The sequence below is a fragment of the Pseudomonas shirazensis genome (genome assembly GCF_050496565.1).
In the GTDB taxonomy this organism is placed as follows: Bacteria; Pseudomonadota; Gammaproteobacteria; order Pseudomonadales; family Pseudomonadaceae; genus Aquipseudomonas; species Aquipseudomonas shirazensis_A.
The window spans coordinates 174,543-190,285 of sequence record NZ_JBNWAE010000010.1; the positions used below are offsets into that span (position 1 = coordinate 174,543).

At 62.5% G+C, this 15,743-nt stretch carries 15 protein-coding genes; 5 read left to right on the forward strand and 10 right to left on the reverse strand.

Going from position 1 to position 15,743, the window contains the following annotated elements:
- Positions 1–51 precede the first annotated feature (51 nt).
- A complete protein-coding gene (locus tag ACQZ2L_RS16400; protein ID WP_101321835.1) occupies positions 52–1,269 on the forward strand; it encodes an argininosuccinate synthase in 1,218 nt (405 codons plus the stop codon).
- Between the two features lie 31 nt (positions 1,270–1,300).
- On the opposite strand, the gene ACQZ2L_RS16405 is transcribed toward ACQZ2L_RS16400, so the two are convergent.
- Positions 1,301–1,780, reverse strand: a complete 480-nt coding sequence (locus ACQZ2L_RS16405) for a hypothetical protein (protein ID WP_430326985.1) — start codon at positions 1,778–1,780, stop codon at positions 1,301–1,303.
- 364 nt (positions 1,781–2,144) lie between these two features.
- Between ACQZ2L_RS16405 and ACQZ2L_RS16410 the strand changes: the two genes are divergently transcribed.
- Entirely contained in the window at positions 2,145–2,771 is a 627-nt protein-coding gene (locus ACQZ2L_RS16410; protein ID WP_430326986.1) for a response regulator, read from the forward strand.
- Positions 2,772–2,807: 36 nt separating this feature from the next.
- Here the strand turns inward: ACQZ2L_RS16410 and ACQZ2L_RS16415 are convergent, their stop codons facing one another.
- The 3 genes from ACQZ2L_RS16415 to metG form a co-directional block, all read right to left on the reverse strand.
- Positions 2,808–2,987 carry a PA3496 family putative envelope integrity protein gene (locus ACQZ2L_RS16415; protein ID WP_101321832.1) on the reverse strand — a complete coding sequence of 60 codons (180 nt, stop codon included), beginning with the start codon at positions 2,985–2,987 and terminating at the stop codon, positions 2,808–2,810.
- A gap of 104 nt (positions 2,988–3,091) precedes the next feature.
- A complete protein-coding gene (gene nth, locus ACQZ2L_RS16420; protein ID WP_430326987.1) occupies positions 3,092–3,730 on the reverse strand; it encodes an endonuclease III in 639 nt (212 codons plus the stop codon).
- 91 nt (positions 3,731–3,821) lie between these two features.
- Positions 3,822–5,864 carry a methionine--tRNA ligase gene (gene metG / locus ACQZ2L_RS16425; RefSeq protein ID WP_430326988.1) on the reverse strand — a complete coding sequence of 681 codons (2,043 nt, stop codon included), beginning with the start codon at positions 5,862–5,864 and terminating at the stop codon, positions 3,822–3,824.
- 158 nt (positions 5,865–6,022) lie between these two features.
- Between metG and apbC the strand changes: the two genes are divergently transcribed.
- A complete protein-coding gene (gene apbC / locus ACQZ2L_RS16430) occupies positions 6,023–7,117 on the forward strand; it encodes an iron-sulfur cluster carrier protein ApbC (RefSeq protein ID WP_430326989.1) in 1,095 nt (364 codons plus the stop codon).
- Positions 7,118–7,225: 108 nt separating this feature from the next.
- Here apbC and ACQZ2L_RS16435 read toward each other — a convergent pair whose 3' ends face one another.
- Positions 7,226–7,435, reverse strand: coding sequence for a cold-shock protein (locus tag ACQZ2L_RS16435; protein ID WP_101321828.1), 210 nt, complete (start codon positions 7,433–7,435; stop codon positions 7,226–7,228).
- Between the two features lie 325 nt (positions 7,436–7,760).
- On the opposite strand from ACQZ2L_RS16435, the gene dcd reads away from it, so the two are divergent.
- Together dcd and ACQZ2L_RS16445 are read left to right on the forward strand one after the other, a co-directional pair.
- Positions 7,761–8,327: a dCTP deaminase gene (dcd, locus tag ACQZ2L_RS16440; RefSeq protein WP_101321827.1), complete on the forward strand. Its 567-nt coding sequence runs from the start codon at positions 7,761–7,763 to the stop codon at positions 8,325–8,327.
- Positions 8,328–8,424: 97 nt separating this feature from the next.
- A complete protein-coding gene (locus ACQZ2L_RS16445; protein ID WP_430326990.1) occupies positions 8,425–8,640 on the forward strand; it encodes a hypothetical protein in 216 nt (71 codons plus the stop codon).
- Here the strand turns inward: ACQZ2L_RS16445 and pdeM are convergent, their stop codons facing one another.
- The 5 genes from pdeM to ACQZ2L_RS16470 all read right to left on the reverse strand — a co-directional run bounded on the left by pdeM (position 8,641) and on the right by ACQZ2L_RS16470 (position 15,743).
- Positions 8,641–9,297: a ligase-associated DNA damage response endonuclease PdeM gene (pdeM, locus tag ACQZ2L_RS16450; RefSeq protein ID WP_430326991.1), complete on the reverse strand. Its 657-nt coding sequence runs from the start codon at positions 9,295–9,297 to the stop codon at positions 8,641–8,643.
- Between the two features lie 26 nt (positions 9,298–9,323).
- A complete protein-coding gene (locus tag ACQZ2L_RS16455; RefSeq protein ID WP_430326992.1) occupies positions 9,324–11,801 on the reverse strand; it encodes a ligase-associated DNA damage response DEXH box helicase in 2,478 nt (825 codons plus the stop codon).
- A 62-nt stretch (positions 11,802–11,863) separates the two neighbouring features.
- Entirely contained in the window at positions 11,864–12,979 is a 1,116-nt protein-coding gene (locus ACQZ2L_RS16460) for a succinylglutamate desuccinylase/aspartoacylase family protein (RefSeq protein ID WP_430326993.1), read from the reverse strand.
- Between the two features lie 98 nt (positions 12,980–13,077).
- Entirely contained in the window at positions 13,078–14,736 is a 1,659-nt protein-coding gene (locus ACQZ2L_RS16465) for an ATP-dependent DNA ligase (protein ID WP_430326994.1), read from the reverse strand.
- Positions 14,733–15,743: a ligase-associated DNA damage response exonuclease gene (locus ACQZ2L_RS16470; protein WP_430326995.1), complete on the reverse strand. Its 1,011-nt coding sequence runs from the start codon at positions 15,741–15,743 to the stop codon at positions 14,733–14,735. The genes ACQZ2L_RS16465 and ACQZ2L_RS16470 overlap by 4 nt, the downstream gene beginning before the upstream one ends.

The window sequence follows — 15,743 nt, forward strand, 5'->3', positions numbered from 1 at the left end:
ACGAGGCCGGTAGAATCGACGGCTTTCCGTAAAACCCCGTGGAGTGATGGCATGGCGGACGTAAATAAGGTCGTACTGGCGTATTCCGGCGGCCTTGATACTTCGGTGATTCTCAAGTGGCTGCAGGACACCTACAACTGCGAAGTGGTGACCTTCACCGCTGACCTCGGCCAGGGCGAAGAGGTCGAACCGGCCCGCGCCAAGGCTCAGGCAATGGGCGTGAAAGAAATCTACATCGATGACCTGCGCGAAGAATTCGTGCGTGACTTCGTGTTCCCGATGTTCCGCGCCAACACCGTCTACGAAGGCGAGTACCTGCTGGGTACTTCCATCGCGCGTCCGCTGATCGCCAAACGTCTGATCGAGATCGCCAACGAAACTGGCGCTGACGCCATTTCCCACGGTGCGACCGGCAAGGGCAACGACCAGGTTCGCTTCGAACTCGGCGCCTACGCGCTCAAGCCAGGCGTCAAGGTCATCGCGCCATGGCGCGAGTGGGACCTGCTGTCCCGCGAGAAGCTGATGGACTACGCCGAGAAGCACGGCATCCCGATCGAGCGCCACGGCAAGAAGAAGTCGCCGTACTCGATGGACGCCAACCTGCTGCACATCTCCTATGAAGGCGGCGTGCTGGAAGACACCTGGACCGAGCACGAAGAAGACATGTGGAAGTGGAGCGTCTCCCCGGAGAACGCCCCTGACCAGGCGACCTACCTCGAGCTGACCTTCCGCAACGGCGACATCGTTGCCATCGACGGTGTCGACAAGTCGCCAGCTACCGTGCTGGCCGACCTCAACCGCATCGGCGGCGCCAACGGCATCGGCCGTCTGGACATCGTCGAAAATCGTTACGTCGGCATGAAGTCGCGTGGCTGCTACGAGACCCCTGGCGGCACCATCATGCTGCGCGCTCACCGCGCCATCGAGTCGATCACCCTCGACCGTGAAGTGGCTCACCTGAAAGACGAGCTGATGCCCAAGTACGCCAGCCTGATCTACACCGGCTACTGGTGGAGCCCGGAGCGGATCATGCTGCAGCAGATGATCGACGCCTCGCAGGTCAACGTGAACGGCGTAGTGCGCTTGAAACTGTACAAGGGCAACGTCACCGTGGTCGGCCGCAAATCCGACGACTCGTTGTTCGATGCCAACATTGCAACCTTCGAGGAAGATGGCGGCGCCTACAATCAGGCCGACGCTGCTGGCTTCATCAAGCTCAACGCACTGCGTATGCGGATCGCCGCAAACAAAGGTCGTTCGCTGCTCTGATCGACTGCCAGATGGCGTGATCAACCCCGGCCTAGCGCCGGGGTTTTTTTTGCCCGCCGCTCTCGAACAGCAATGACTGAGGGATAGCGGTGAGTGGCTCGACCGCCAGATAGATCTGTTTGTGCGAATCCAGGTTGTACAGCGTCAGGCTACGCGCACCAGGCTGGGGATCGGCCAGCGTCCGGTGGATGTGCTGTTCGATCAGATCGGCAGCGCCTGGCCCAGAGAATGCGATGGCCGCAGAGGGCTGCCCGTGGCTTTGCTGGAGTGCGTCCGCGGGCTGCTTCTCGGTCGATTCATGTGCAGCGGGCAGGTAAAGGGTCTGATGATTGAAGTTCAGGGTCAGAAAGAACAGCACCGTAAGAAAAAATGGAAAGCCAACCAGAAACCATGTGTAGATCAACTGGCTGTTTTCGCTCAGGAACGGCAACGAAGCGAGGGCCGATGCCTCGACGATGCCAGCGAAAATCGCTATGAGCGTCAAGGGGCTCAGACCTTTTTCGTTATTCATGGTGGCAGACCCCCTCCGATTTAGCTCCTGTTTACCTGTTGCAGGCTGAGCCGAAAAGGTAGCTGAGTTCCTCGCTTGGCTGGAGTGCCGTCGTGCCCGCAGGCCCTCGCTGGGATGTCTGGCGTATAGCACCGATTAATCCTGCAAGCACCGCAGGTGATACGGCTTGATCAGCGCCAGGGCTGCTCGGCTATTGTCTGGTCAGCAGCGGGAATCATTTCTCAAGGCGCCAGTTTGTAGGAAATTTCCTTGATTGATGTAGGTTCCATCTCTGCGTGTCCTGCGGGCCCCAACCCTTGCGCTATTTGGCTTTGCGCTCGGTTATGGTGGTGCCTGGATAAAAAAACAAATCAATGGATATCGCATGAATAAAGTGCTTATCGTGGATGATCACCCGGTCATTCGCCTTGCTGTGCGCATGCTGATGGAGCGGCATGGCTATGACGTAGTGGCAGAAACCGACAACGGCGTCGATGCGCTGCAACTGACCCGGGACTACCTGCCAGATATCGTGGTCCTGGACATCGGTATACCCAAGCTCGATGGGCTCGAGGTGATTGGCCGCATTGGCCTGGCCAGCCCCGGCAGCAAAGTGCTGGTGCTGACGTCGCAAGCGCCTGGGCATTTCTCCATGCGCTGCATGCAGGCTGGCGCAGCGGGCTATGTCTGCAAGCAGCAGGAGCTGACTGAATTGCTCAGTGCCATCAAGGCGGTGCTCTCAGGCTACAGCTATTTCCCCAACCAGGCTCTGCACAAGGCCCGGAGTACCATCAGCCGTGGCACCGAGACGGAAATGGTCGAGCGCCTCTCGGCGCGCGAGATGATGGTGCTGCAGCAGTTGGCCAGGGGCAAGAGCAACAAGGACATCGCCGAAAGCATGTTCCTCAGCAACAAGACCGTCAGCACCTATAAAACCCGGCTGCTGCTCAAGCTCAATGCTCGCTCACTGGTCGATCTGATCGAGCTTGCCCAGCGTCACGGGCTGGCCTGAGCAGGCTGAGGGTCGGCCTGTTTTCAGATCGTGGTGTTACAGGTCGTAGTCGTAATCGGCGAGTTGCCGCTGAAGGCGTCGTTCCTCCAGCAAGTTGTCAATGGTGCGACGCTTGTCCAGGTTGGTCTTGGCAACTTCTACCCGCGGTTCCGGCTCGTCATCGGTGCTCAGTACCAGATCGTCATCGATCACCAGGTCTTCTTTGTCAGTGCTCATGAGTTACTCCAAGCCAAGGGGCCATTGGCCGACCTTATAACGAGAATCTCTGGTCTGGTAAAAAAGATTTTTTCAATCAGGCAAGGGGGTTTTTGCCTATCGGCTCAATCGTCCGAGGTTTTCAGGCGGTATTCGCACAAGTCTTCGATGCGGCAGCTGCCGCAGCGTGGCTTGCGCGCCTGGCATACGTAGCGGCCGTGGAGGATCAGCCAGTGGTGAGCGTCGAGCAGGTAATCCTTGGGAACGAAGCGCATCAGCTTCTTTTCCACTTCCAGCACGGTCTTGCCAGGGGCGATCCCGGTGCGGTTGCTGACGCGGAAGATATGCGTGTCGACGGCCATGGCGGGCTGCCTGAACGCAGTATTGAGCACCACATTGGCGGTCTTGCGGCCCACGCCTGGCAGCGCCTCGAGTGCTTCGCGGTTGTCGGGGACCACGCTGCCATGCTGCTCAATCAGCAGCCTGCAGGTTTCGATGACGTTTTTCGCCTTGCTGTTGTACAAGCCGATGGTGCGGATGTAGGCGCTCAGCCCGTCCACGCCGAGGGCGTAGATTGCCTCGGGTGTATTGGCAACCGGATACAGGCGCGCCGTGGCCTTGTTGACGCCGACATCGGTAGCCTGTGCTGACAGGATCACCGCAATCAGCAATTCAAACGGTGTGGTGTAGGCGAGTTCGGTCTTGGGCTCTGGGTTGTCTTCGTGCAGCCGACGAAAGATCTCCAGGCGTTTGGCGGCGTTCATGAAAGGCTAGGCTCTCGTTTGAGGCGGGGAGGCTGGTCGCTGGCCATGTGGGCCAAAACAGCGCCCCGGCACTTGGCCGGGGCGTTGTTGCTTACTTGATGCGCTGGCCTGGCTTGGCGCCGCTGTCCGGGCTGAGCAGATAGATCTCTTCGCCGCCAGGGCCGGCGGCCATGACCATGCCCTCGGAGATACCGAAGCGCATCTTGCGGGGCTTGAGGTTGGCTACCATCATGGTCAGGCGGCCTTCCAGCAGCGATGGGTCAGGGTAGGCCGACTTGATCCCGGAGAACACGTTGCGACGCTCGTCGCCGATGTCCAGGGTCAGTTGCAGCAGCTTGTCTGCACCCGGTACTGCTTCGGCTTTGACGATCAGGGCTACGCGCAGGTCGACTGCGGCAAAGGTGTCGAATTCGATTTCCGCAGCCAGCGGATCCTTGCTCAGTTCACCATTGCCAGCAGGGGCGCTGGGGGCCTGGGAGGCGAGCAGGTCTTCCTTGCTGGCGGCGATCATGGCTTCGACCTTGGCCGGTTCGATGCGGCTCATCAGTGGCTTGAACGCATTCAGCTGATGGTTTTCCAGGCGTGACTGGTGATCGTCCCAGCGCAGCGGCGCGACGTTGAGGAAGGCCTCGGCGTCTGCTGCCAGCACTGGCAACACCGGTTTGAGGAAGATCACCAGCTGGCGGAACAGATTGACGCCCTGGGCGCAGATGGCCTGCACCTCGTCCTGCTTGCCTTCCTGCTTGGCCAGCGACCAGGGTGCCTTGTCGGCAATCCAGGCGTTGGCGCGGTCGGCCAGGGCCATGATTTCGCGCATGGCGCGGGCAAAGTCGCGTGCCTCGTAGGCTTCGGCGATCGATGGCGCGGCGACGGCAAAGGCTTCGGTCAGTTCAGGCGCAGCGTCACCGCCGACCATCACACCGTCATTGCCTTTGTGGATGAAGCCTGCGCAACGGCTGGCAATGTTCACCACTTTGCCGACCAGGTCGGAGTTGACCTTCTGGATGAAGTCTTCCAGGTTGAGGTCGAGGTCATCGACGCCGCGGCCAAGTTTGGCGGCGTAGTAATAACGCAGGTATTCCGGCGCCAGGTGGTCGAGGTAAGTACGCGCCTTGATGAAGGTTCCACGCGATTTCGACATCTTCGCGCCGTTGACCGTCAGGTAGCCGTGCACGTTGATCGCGGTCGGCTTGCGCAGGCCTGCGCCTTCGAGCATGGCCGGCCAGAACAGGGCGTGGAAGTTGACGATGTCCTTGCCGATGAAGTGATACAGCTCGGTGGTCGAGTCGGCCTTCCAGTACGCATCGAAGTCCAGCTCCGGGCGGCGTGCGCAGAGGTTCTTGAAGCTGGCCATGTAGCCGATGGGTGCGTCCAGCCAGACATAGAAGTACTTGCCAGGCTCATCCGGGATTTCGAAACCGAAATACGGTGCGTCGCGGGAGATGTCCCACTCCTGCAAACCGGAGTCGAGCCACTCGGCGAGTTTGTTGGCTACCGCGTCCTGCAGGGTGCCACTGCGGGTCCACTGCTGCAGCATGGCCTGGAAGTCAGGCAGCTTGAAGAAGAAGTGCTTGGAGTCCTTGAGTACTGGCGTGGCGCCAGAGATCGCCGACTTGGGGTTCTTCAGTTCGGTCGGGGCGTAGGTTGCGCCGCACTTCTCGCAGTTGTCGCCGTACTGGTCTTCCGCCGCGCACTTGGGGCAGGTGCCCTTGATGAAGCGGTCAGCCAGGAACATGCCTTTTTCCGGGTCGAAGTACTGTGTGACCGAACGGTTGGCGATGTGCCCGGCGTCGCGCAGGCGGGTGTAGATCATGCTCGACAGTTCGCGGTTTTCATCGCTGTGGGTCGAGTGGAAGTTGTCGAAGTCGACCAGGAATTCGGCGAAGTCACTGCTGTGCTCGGCCTGCACGTCGGCGATCAACTGCTCGGGGGTGATGCCTTCCTTTTCGGCGCGCAGCATGATCGCCGAGCCGTGGGCGTCGTCGGCGCAGACGTAGGTGCACTGGTTGCCACGCAGCTTTTGGAAGCGAACCCACATGTCCGTCTGGATGTACTCGAGCATATGGCCAAGGTGAATGGAACCGTTGGCATAGGGCAGGGCGCTGGTGACGAGAATCTGACGTGGCTCGGACATGGTGGCTCGGCTATTACTCTGGCTAGACGGGATACAAAGTTGATCGGCCACTATAAAGCGACAGCGAATATATTTCACCCCATCGACGTACCTGCTGACGATTGACGGGTTAGCATAGGCGCCTGTTTCACCTTCAGATCTTGCCTATGGGAGCCTCCATGAGTGCCGTCACACGTGCCGATGTCGAAGCCGCGCTTCGTCAGTACACCGATCCCTACCTGAACCAGGACCCGGTCAGCGCCGGTTGCGTACGCGCGATCGACATCCAGGGCAGCCAGGTCAGCGTGCAGCTGCAATTGGGCTACGCCGCCGGGCTGTTCAAGCATGGCTGGGCGCAGGTATTGCAGACCGCTGTCGAGAACCTGGAGGGCGTGACTGCGGCCAAGGTCTCGATCGACTGCGTGATCAGCGCACACAAGGCCCAGGCGCAAGTGCCTGGCATGGCCAACGTGAAGAACATCATCGCCGTTGCCTCGGGCAAAGGTGGCGTAGGCAAGTCGACTACTTCGGCCAACCTGGCCTTGGCGCTGGCGCGTGAAGGGGCGCGGGTGGGTATTCTCGATGCCGATATCTATGGCCCAAGCCAGGGCGTGATGTTCGGTATCGCCGAAGGCACTCGACCGCAGATTCGTGAGCAGAAGTGGTTTGTGCCGATCAAGGCGCACGGCGTCGAAGTGATGTCGATGGCATTCCTGACCGATGACAACACGCCGATGGTCTGGCGCGGGCCGATGGTCTCCGGCGCCCTGCTGCAACTGGTGACTCAGACGGCCTGGGATGATCTGGATTACCTGGTCATCGACATGCCGCCTGGCACTGGCGATATCCAGCTGACCCTGGCGCAGAAAGTCCCGGTGGCTGGCTCGGTGATCGTGACCACGCCGCAGGACCTGGCCCTGCTCGATGCGCGCAAGGGTGTGGAGATGTTCCGCAAGGTCAACATCCCGGTGCTTGGGGTGGTGGAGAACATGGCCGTGCACATCTGCTCCAACTGTGGCCATGCCGAGCACCTGTTCGGTGAGGGCGGCGGTGCCAAGCTGGCCTCGCAATACGGTGTCGACCTGCTGGCGTCGCTGCCGCTGTCGATGCTGATTCGCGAGCAGGCCGACAGCGGCAAGCCGACTGCGATTGCCGAGCCGGAAAGCCAGATTGCCATGGTCTACCAGGAGCTGGCACGGCAGGTCGGTGCGCGCATCGTGCTGCAGGAAGCAGCCGCCCCTGCCATGCCGAGCATCACTATCAGCGAAGACTGATTTTTCGGCATCCCTGCGTAAGCGGGGATGCCGTTCACGCTGGTCCGATAGCTAAATTGCAGGCATAAAAAAACCCGCCGAAGCGGGTTTTTTTGAAGCCAGCTGGAATTAACCCAGTTGAACTTCTTCAGCCTGCATACCTTTCTGGCCGCGGGTAGCGACGAAAGTTACGGCTTGGCCTTCTTTCAGAGTTTTGAAGCCGTCAGCTTGGATGGCTTTGAAGTGCACGAACAGGTCGTCACCCGATTGAGGGGTGATGAAGCCGTAGCCTTTTTCATCGTTGAACCACTTGACGGTACCGTTTTGACGGTTGGACATGTGTCTGTCTCCTTGGACAAAGTAATTATCGGCGCAGGAAATGCCCTGGCCGGACTGAGTGCAAAGAGTCGGAAAATTCAGCGATGGGCAGATTGGGATCGTGCATCTAACTAGAGTTCTCGGTGTCACGTGCAGCACAGTGACGTCACCATACCCCACTTTCTTCAGCCTGCCAATGGCCAAACGCGGCTTTGCTCAAAATCGGATCGGCGGCGGCTGCAAGCCCCGTCTGGCGCGGGATCCGGCCGGGGAACTTTAACCCGCAGGCCAGGACCGGTAAGATGCGCATCTCGTTTTTTACCTTGCAGCCTTCAGGACACCCGCCATGAGCATCAAATCAGACAAGTGGATTCGCCGCATGGCGCAGGAACACGGCATGATCGAACCCTTCGTTGAGCGCCAGGTGCGCGGTGACGAAGCCAGCCGGGTGATTTCCTTCGGCGTTTCCAGCTACGGCTACGACGTGCGCTGCGCAGACGAATTCAAGGTCTTCACCAACATCAATTCGGCCACCGTCGACCCGAAAAACTTCGATGCCGGCAGCTTTGTCGACGTAAAAAGCGATGTCTGCATCATCCCGCCGAACTCGTTCGCCCTGGCCCGCACCGTCGAGTACTTCCGCATCCCGCGCAACGTGCTGACCATCTGCCTGGGCAAAAGCACTTACGCGCGCTGCGGCATCATCGTCAACGTCACCCCGCTCGAGCCGGAGTGGGAAGGCCATGTGACCCTGGAGTTCTCCAACACCACCACCTTGCCGGCAAAGATCTACGCCAACGAAGGCGTGGCGCAGATGCTGTTCCTCGAGTCTGATGAAGAGTGCGAAGTCTCTTATAAAGACCGTGGCGGCAAGTACCAGGGCCAGCGTGGCGTCACCCTGCCGCGGACCTGAGCCGACGAGCGCGGGGAATTAGTTGCCCGCAAGGCACTCCAACGGGGTAACAGTTACGGCGTGCATGACGTACGCCGGCCCCCGTAAGGAGCTGCCTATGAAACTCCATACCACTGTCAGTGCCCAGCTGGCTCATCTCCAGCCCAACCAGATCGGCCTGCTGGCCTGGTCGCTGTTGGCGCAGCCACCACTGCCTGTGCAGGCAGGAGGGGTGCCGGGCCAGCCGGACCCGGACAGCCCGCAGCCACCGCAGCCGACCGAGCCGGGCGTACCGACCCAGCCGGACGAACCTCCGCCCACGCCTGTTGCGTAATTAACGCTGCACTGCCCAGACCCGCTCAGCCCCTGCCAGAAACACGCGGGTGGCTGCGTCGGGTTCGACCGTCCATCCGCCGGTGAACTCTCCGAATGCGGGCAACAGGCAGACCTGGTCATTGATAAGAAAGCACGGCAAGCGCAGCCGTTGCCGAGCCCTGCCGCGTAATACGTAAACTGGATGCACATGCCCGGCGAGCACCGTATGCGGGGGATTTGCCGTGGGCTCGTGCTGCAGGGCAAACGGGCCGTATAGCCATGGCTCTTCCCTGATCTCGATATTCAGCTCTGCTGGCGGGTCGCCGGCGTGGCGGTCATGGTTGCCGCGCACCAGTATCATCTGCACCTGAGCATGCCGCTCGCGCCAGGCCTTGAGCTTGGCGATGATCGCTGGCGCCTGTGCGTGGCGGGCGTGCAAAAAATCGCCAAGAACAATCAATTGCTCGCAAGCATGCTCGGTAAGCAGTGCATCAAGGCGAGCGAGGGTGGCATCGGTGGTGCCGCGCGGCACCGGCTGATTCAATGCGCGGTAGCTTGCCGCCTTGCCGATATGTACGTCTGCGACCAGCAGTGCTCGCTGCGCTGGCCAGTAAATCGCCTTGTCTGGCAGCAGCCAGAGCGTTTCGCCGCAGTGTTCGATTTCCAGATGCTGCATATCAGTCCTTGTATTCAGGGCGAGGCTCAGCTCCCGCGTCGGGTTCGCCCCTTGGGTGCGTCAGCGACTTTTTCCAGATCCGCCACCATTCGCGCGATACGGTCGGCCAATTTCTCGGTGCTGAGGGTTTCTCGCATGCCCTCTACCAACAGCGCAAAAGCCAACGGCCCGGGGCGACGCAGGTCGTGCAGGTCCAGGCGCAACGTGCTCAGTTTGAGCAGCTGCCGATGCAGCCGCTCGATTTCCAGTTCTTCGCGCAACACCTCATCCCGCGCCTGGCCGAGCAACAGGTTGTCGGCGTCGTGCTTGCGAAATACCTCGTAGAACAATCCGCTGGAGGCCTGAATCTGTCGAGTGCTCTTCTGCGCGGCCGGGTAGCCGCCGAACACCAGCCCGGAAATCTGCGCGATTTCGCGAAAGCGCCGTAGCGCCATTTCTCCCGCATTCAAACTGGCCAGGGCATCTTCGAGCAGACCATCCGTGCTCAGCGCCAGCGGCAGATAGGTGGCCCAGTCGACCGAGCTGGGGCTGACCAGCTCGAAGCCGTAATCATTGACCGCGATGGACACCGACAGCGGCTGCACCCGGCTCACGCGCCACGCTATCAGGTTGGCCAGACCCAGGTTGGCCATGCGCCCGGCGAATGGGTACAGGAACAAGTGCGAGCCTTGTCTTGAAGTGAATGTCTCGGCCAGCAGGGTGTGCTGGGTGGGCAGCGCCGACCAGGTCGCCTGCAATGCCAGCAGTGGCCTGACGGCGCGCATTTCCGGGCCATCGAAGTGGTCGTGGGCTGCGGCATCCAGGCGCTCGACCAAGGCGTCCGCCAGTTCGCTCGACAGCGGCATACGGCCGCCATTCCAGCGGGCAATCGCCGCCTTGCGTGCCGTGCTGCGGCGCACATAAGCGGTCATGTTCTCGACCCGCACCAGTTCCAGCACGCGGCCGGCAAACACCAGCGTATCGCCAGGTTTGAGGCGCGCGATGAACGATTCCTCTACGCTGCCCAGCTGTTTGCCACCGCCGCCCTTGCTCCAGTATTTGAGCTGGATACTGGCATCGCTGACGATGGTGCCGATGCCCATCCGATGGCGCCGCGCCAGGCGCTCGTTGGCCACGCGCCAGATGCCATCGGCGTGGGCTTCGACGCGCTGGTAGTCAGGGTAGGCCGTCAGCGAACTGCCGCCGTGGCAGACGAAATCCAGCGCCCATTGCCACTGGCTGTCGCGCAGTTCGCGAAAAGCCCAGGTGCTGCGCACTTCCTCGAGCAGTTCTGCTGGGCGAAAGCCGCTGCCCAGCGCCATGCTGACCAGATGCTGCACCAGCACATCCATGCTCAGCCGCGGCGACTGGCGTGCCTCGATCTGGCCGGCGGTCAGGGCATGCCGAGCAGCGGCGGCCTCGACCAGCTCCAGGCTGTGAGTCGGCACCAGGGTAATCCGCGAGGCGCGCCCGGGCGCATGCCCAGATCGACCCGCACGCTGCATCAAACGCGCGATGCCCTTGGCCGAGCCAATCTGCAGTACCCGCTCGACTGGCAGAAAATCCACCCCCAGATCCAGGCTTGACGTGCAGATCACCGCCTTGAGCGAGCCCTGCTTGAGGCTGCGCTCGACCCAGTCGCGGGTCTGGCGCGCCAATGAGGCATGGTGCAGGGCGATCAAGCCGGCCCAGTCAGGGCGGTGCTCGAGAAGTGCCTGATACCACAGCTCGGCTTGCGCGCGGGTATTGGTGAAGACCAGGCAGCTTTCGCTGGCGTCGATTTCGGCACTGACCTGCTTGAGCATTTTCAGGCCCATGTGACCGGCCCAGGGGAAGCGCTCGATTGCCTCCGGCAGTAATGTGTCGACGACAAAGCGCTTGTCCTGACGGCCTTTGACCAGCGAGCCGCCGGCGGGCAGCAGTACATCGCGGGCGTGTTCGAGGTTGCCCAGCGTCGCCGACAGCCCCCACACCACCAGCCCGGGATGCCAGCGGCGCAAGCGCGCCAGCGCCAACTGGAGCTGCACGCCACGCTTGTTACCGAGCAGCTCGTGCCATTCGTCGACCACCACCATGCGCAGCTGCGCAAAGTCTTCATGGGCCTGGGCGCGGGTCAGCAACAGGGTCAGGCTTTCTGGAGTGGTCACCAGCGTGCTGGGCAGTCGCCGGGCCTGGCGGGCGCGCTCGGCCGAGCTGGTATCCCCGCTGCGCACGCCGACGTTCCAGTTCAGTTCCAGGTCATCCAGCGGCGCCTGCAGGGCCCGCGCGGTATCTGCTGCCAGGGCGCGCATCGGCGTGATCCACAGCACCTGCAACGGCGCCGGCTTGCCGGTCGGGTTGGCCGTCCGCGCATAGGCGCGCAGGGCGGCCAGCCATACCGCGTAGGTTTTGCCCGAGCCGGTACTGGCATGCACCAGCCCCGACTCGCCACGCTCGACGGCGGCCCAGACCTGACGCTGAAAGGCAAAGGGCTTGAATCCACGCGTGGCAAACCAGGCGTTGGCAAGGTCGGTCGTGGCGGGCATGCGCGGGATCCGTCAGAGGCTGTGCTTCTACAGACCGCCGCGCGTGCCGATTGGTTTACCCGTCAGTTGCCCAATAGGTAACCGCTGCGGCAAATCTGCTCGCCCGCCACGTGGGCGACGACCATGCCGCTGGTGGCCATGCGCCGAACGCTACGGGCATACAGCAGCCCTGCCTGTTGATTGCGCAGCGAACTGACCTGATCGGTGAGTGGGTCGATCACTTCGGCAATCAGTTGCCCCGCTTGCAGGTATTGGCCGGGCTTGGCATGGAATACCAGCAGCCCGCCGTGGGGTGTGCTGACGGGTTCCACCGCGGCCAGTGGCGTTGCCGGATGGAGCAGCGCCGGTAATTCGGCCGGTTGCCCTTCGATAACGCCAGCATGGGTGAGGAAGTCAATGATCGCCTGGCAGTCCTTGGTCGCCAGCGCGTGGCAGACGTCGGCCTGCCCGCGCAGCTCCAGCGTAACCGAAATACCACCGTCGGGGATCGGGTAGCGCTTGCCGAAGCGCTGCTGCAATTGCCACCAGACCAGGCTGAAGCACTCATCGAACGACTGCCCGCCCGAGTCGGTCGCGAGCAGGCTGGCCTGCGCCCCGAGGTAGCGCGCCAGTGGCTCGACCCGCGGCCAGGCCTGCGGCGTGGTGTACAGGTGCTCGACCGCTTCGAAGTCGCAGTGCAGGTCGAGGACCATGTCGGCATCGCACGCCAGCCGTTGCAGGCACAGGCGCTGGGACTGCAGCGCGGTACGTACCGGGTGTGCGTCCAGGCCCCGGCGCAGGTGCTCGCGGATCAGCTCGAGGTTGTGCTGCGGGTCCTGCGTCAATTGGCCTTCGACCTGGTCGCCAATGGTGTCCGAAAGGTCGACGAAGTTGCGGTTGAAGTTCTCTCCGCTGTGCAGCTCGAAGCGGCCCATCGGCGCATCCAGCAGCACTTGCTCGATGCCCAATGGGTTGGCCACTGGCACCAGCAGGACCTGCTGACGCAACAGGCCTTGCTGTTCCAGTTCGAGCAGGCGCTGCTTGAGGTGCCAGGCGACCAGCATGCCGGGCAACTCGTCGGCATGCAGCGAGGCCTGGATATAGACTTTGCCGGCGCCGGCCGGGCCGAACAGGAAGCTGTGCAGGTGCCGGCTGATGCCGGGCGCGGGGCTGAGCAGGCTGTGGGTCGAGTGGTGCATGGGGGTCCTGGGCGCTGATTGATGATCGGGCTGCGACTGAAGATAGAAGCACAAACTTCAGCGTTGCGCATGTGCGCAGGCATATCCCGACCACTGTTTTAGCTCAGCAGGGCCTGCAAGGTGGCCAGGTCGTCGGCTTCCTCGACCGGCTTGTCCAGGCGCCAGCGCAGCATCCGCGGGAAGCGCACGGCGATGCCGCTCTTGTGCCGCTTGGACAGGGCGATGCCTTCAAAGCCCAGTTCGAACACCAGCGTCGGGGTGACGCTGCGCACCGGGCCGAAGGTTTCCACGGTGGTTTTGCGCACGATTGCATCGACCTTGCGCATTTCTTCATCGCTGAGGCCTGAATAGGCCTTGGCGAACGGCACCAAGGCACGTCCGGGCGTGCCTGCTGGCGCGTCCCACACGGCAAAGGTGTAGTCACTGTAGAGGCTCGCACGTCGGCCATGGCCGCGCTGGGCGTAGATCAATACGGCATCGACGCTGAACGGGTCGATCTTCCACTTCCACCACAGGCCCATGTCCTTGGTCCGGCCAACCCCGTAAAGCGCGTCGCGCTGCTTGAGCATCAGCCCCTCGACACCGAGGTTGCGCGACTTTTCGCGCTGTTCGGCGAGGTTGGCCCAGCTGTCGCCGGTCAGTAGCGGTGACAGCAGCAGCGGCGCCTGCGGGTAGTCGGCGACCACCTGCTCCAGCTGCGCACGCCGTTCGTGCTGCGGGCGGCTGCGCCAGTCGTGGTCCTGCCATTCGAGCAGGTCGTAGGCCTGCAGCACCACTGGCGCATCTCCGAGCAGCTTCTTGCCCAGGGTCTTGCGGCCGAGGCGTTGTTGCAGCAGGGCGAATGGCTGCACGGCGACATCCTCGCTGCTGGAGCCGGGCTTCCACACCAGAATCTCGCCGTCGAGCACGGTGCCGTCCGGCAGGCTGCTGGCCAGGCTGTGCAGCTCGGGGAAACGGTCGGTTACCAGCTCTTCGCCACGCGACCAGATCCACAACTGGCCCTCGCGTTTGACTACCTGCGCGCGGATGCCGTCCCACTTCCACTCCGCCTGCCAGTCGCTGACCGGGCCGAGCAGGGCGTCGAATTGCTCGGTCGGCGCTTGCAGCGCGTGGGCCAGAAAGAACGGATACGGCTGGCCGCCGCGCTGGCTGTGCTCGTCGGCCGACTCGGCGGCGATCAGCTTGAGGTAGCTGGCCGGGGTCGGTTTATGGCTGAGATCGGTATAGCCGACCATGCGCTGGGCCACGCGCTTGGCATCAAGATCGGCCAACTGCGCCAGCGCGCGGGTGACCAGCAGTTTCGACACGCCCACGCGGAAACTGCCGGTGATCAGTTTCAGGCAGAGCATCAGGCTCTGCCGGTCAAGTTGCGCCCACAGCACTGGCAGGCGGGCCCGCACTTCTTCCTGAGGCTGGCCGCGCAAGGGCAGCAGATGCTGCTCGATCCATTCAGCCAGGCCCTGATCGCTGGCGTGGAGGCTGTCTGGGAGCAGCAACGAAATGGTTTCGGCCAGGTCGCCCACTGACTGATAGCTCTCTTCGAACAGCCAATCGGGCAGGCCAGACAGTTCAATCGCCAGTTCACGTAGCAGACGCGTTGGCACCAGTTGCCGCGGCCGGCCGCCGGCAAGAAAGTACACTGCCCAGGCAGCGTCTTGCGCAGGCGCCTGGCTGAAGTATTCGCGCAAGGCCAGCAACTTGGCGTTGCTCGAAGTGGTGCCGTCCAGGCGCAGGTACAGCTCGGCAAAAGCCTTCATGGCTGCACCTCGCGGGTGTCGTCTTCCTCGCCGTATTCGGTGACGAAGGCCCGCGCGTCCAGACCTCGCTCGGACAAATAGCGCACCAGCACATTGACCGAACCATGGGTGACCATGACCCGTTCGGCGCCGGTCTGGGCAATCGCCCAAAGCAGCCCCGGCCAGTCAGCGTGGTCAGACAGCACAAAGCCGCGATCGACCCCGCGCCGCCGGCGGGTGCCGCGCAGGCGCATCCAGCCGCTGGCGAAGGCATCGCTGTAGTCGCCAAAGCGCTTCATCCAGCTGCTGCCACCGGCCGACGGCGGCGCCATGATCAACGCCTCGCGCAGCAGCGGATCGTTGCGGGCAAAGTCACCGGCGTAATGGGTCTCCGGCAGGGCCACCCCGGCTTCGCGATAGACCCGATTCAATGGCTCGACGGCGCCATGTACCAGAATTGGCCCAATGCTGGCGTCCAGGCCGTAGAGGATGCGCTGGGCCTTGCCGAAGGCATAGCAGAACAACACGCTAGCCTTGCCTTGCTCACGGTTGGCCCGCCACCACTGGTTGATCTCGGCGAAAATCACCGCTTGCGGGGGCCAGCGGTAGATCGGCAGGCCGAATGTCGACTCGGTGATGAAGGTGTGGCAACGCACCGGCTCGAACGGCGCGCAGGTGCCGTCGGGCTCGACCTTGTAGTCACCAGAGGCGACCCAGACCTCGCCCTGGTACTCAAGGCGCACCTGCGCCGAGCCGAGCACATGCCCGGCCGGGTGGAAGCTCAAGGTTACGCCGTGGTGCTCCAGGCGTTCGCCGTAGGGCAGGGTCTGCAGATTGATGTGCTGGCCGAGCCGGCTGCGCAGGATGCCGGCACCGGGCGCTGCGGTCAGGTAGTGATTGTTGCCCGAGCGTGAGTGATCACCGTGACCGTGGGTGATCACAGCGCGATCAACCGGGCGCCACGGGTCGATGTAGAAATCACCGGGTGGGCAATACAGGCCTTCGGGGCGAGCGATCACGAGGTCCAT

Bases quoted from the DNA above. Each gene is read 5' to 3' on its own strand.
- ACQZ2L_RS16460 (WP_430326993.1), bottom strand. From the start codon at position 12,979: ATGCACCACTCGACCCACAGCCTGCTCAGCCCCGCGCCCGGCATCAGC.
- nth (WP_430326987.1), bottom strand. From the start codon at position 3,730: ATGAACGCCGCCAAACGCCTGGAGATCTTTCGTCGGCTGCACGAAGAC.
- ACQZ2L_RS16470 (WP_430326995.1), bottom strand. From the start codon at position 15,743: ATGGACCTCGTGATCGCTCGCCCCGAAGGCCTGTATTGCCCACCCGGT.
- dcd (WP_101321827.1), top strand. From the start codon at position 7,761: ATGAGCATCAAATCAGACAAGTGGATTCGCCGCATGGCGCAGGAACAC.
- ACQZ2L_RS16410 (WP_430326986.1), top strand. From the start codon at position 2,145: ATGAATAAAGTGCTTATCGTGGATGATCACCCGGTCATTCGCCTTGCT.
- ACQZ2L_RS16465 (WP_430326994.1), bottom strand. From the start codon at position 14,736: ATGAAGGCTTTTGCCGAGCTGTACCTGCGCCTGGACGGCACCACTTCG.
- ACQZ2L_RS16400 (WP_101321835.1), top strand. From the start codon at position 52: ATGGCGGACGTAAATAAGGTCGTACTGGCGTATTCCGGCGGCCTTGAT.
- pdeM (WP_430326991.1), bottom strand. From the start codon at position 9,297: ATGCAGCATCTGGAAATCGAACACTGCGGCGAAACGCTCTGGCTGCTG.
- ACQZ2L_RS16435 (WP_101321828.1), bottom strand. From the start codon at position 7,435: ATGTCCAACCGTCAAAACGGTACCGTCAAGTGGTTCAACGATGAAAAA.
- metG (WP_430326988.1), bottom strand. From the start codon at position 5,864: ATGTCCGAGCCACGTCAGATTCTCGTCACCAGCGCCCTGCCCTATGCC.
- ACQZ2L_RS16415 (WP_101321832.1), bottom strand. From the start codon at position 2,987: ATGAGCACTGACAAAGAAGACCTGGTGATCGATGACGATCTGGTACTG.
- ACQZ2L_RS16455 (WP_430326992.1), bottom strand. From the start codon at position 11,801: ATGCCCGCCACGACCGACCTTGCCAACGCCTGGTTTGCCACGCGTGGA.
- ACQZ2L_RS16405 (WP_430326985.1), bottom strand. From the start codon at position 1,780: ATGAATAACGAAAAAGGTCTGAGCCCCTTGACGCTCATAGCGATTTTC.
- ACQZ2L_RS16445 (WP_430326990.1), top strand. From the start codon at position 8,425: ATGAAACTCCATACCACTGTCAGTGCCCAGCTGGCTCATCTCCAGCCC.
- apbC (WP_430326989.1), top strand. From the start codon at position 6,023: ATGAGTGCCGTCACACGTGCCGATGTCGAAGCCGCGCTTCGTCAGTAC.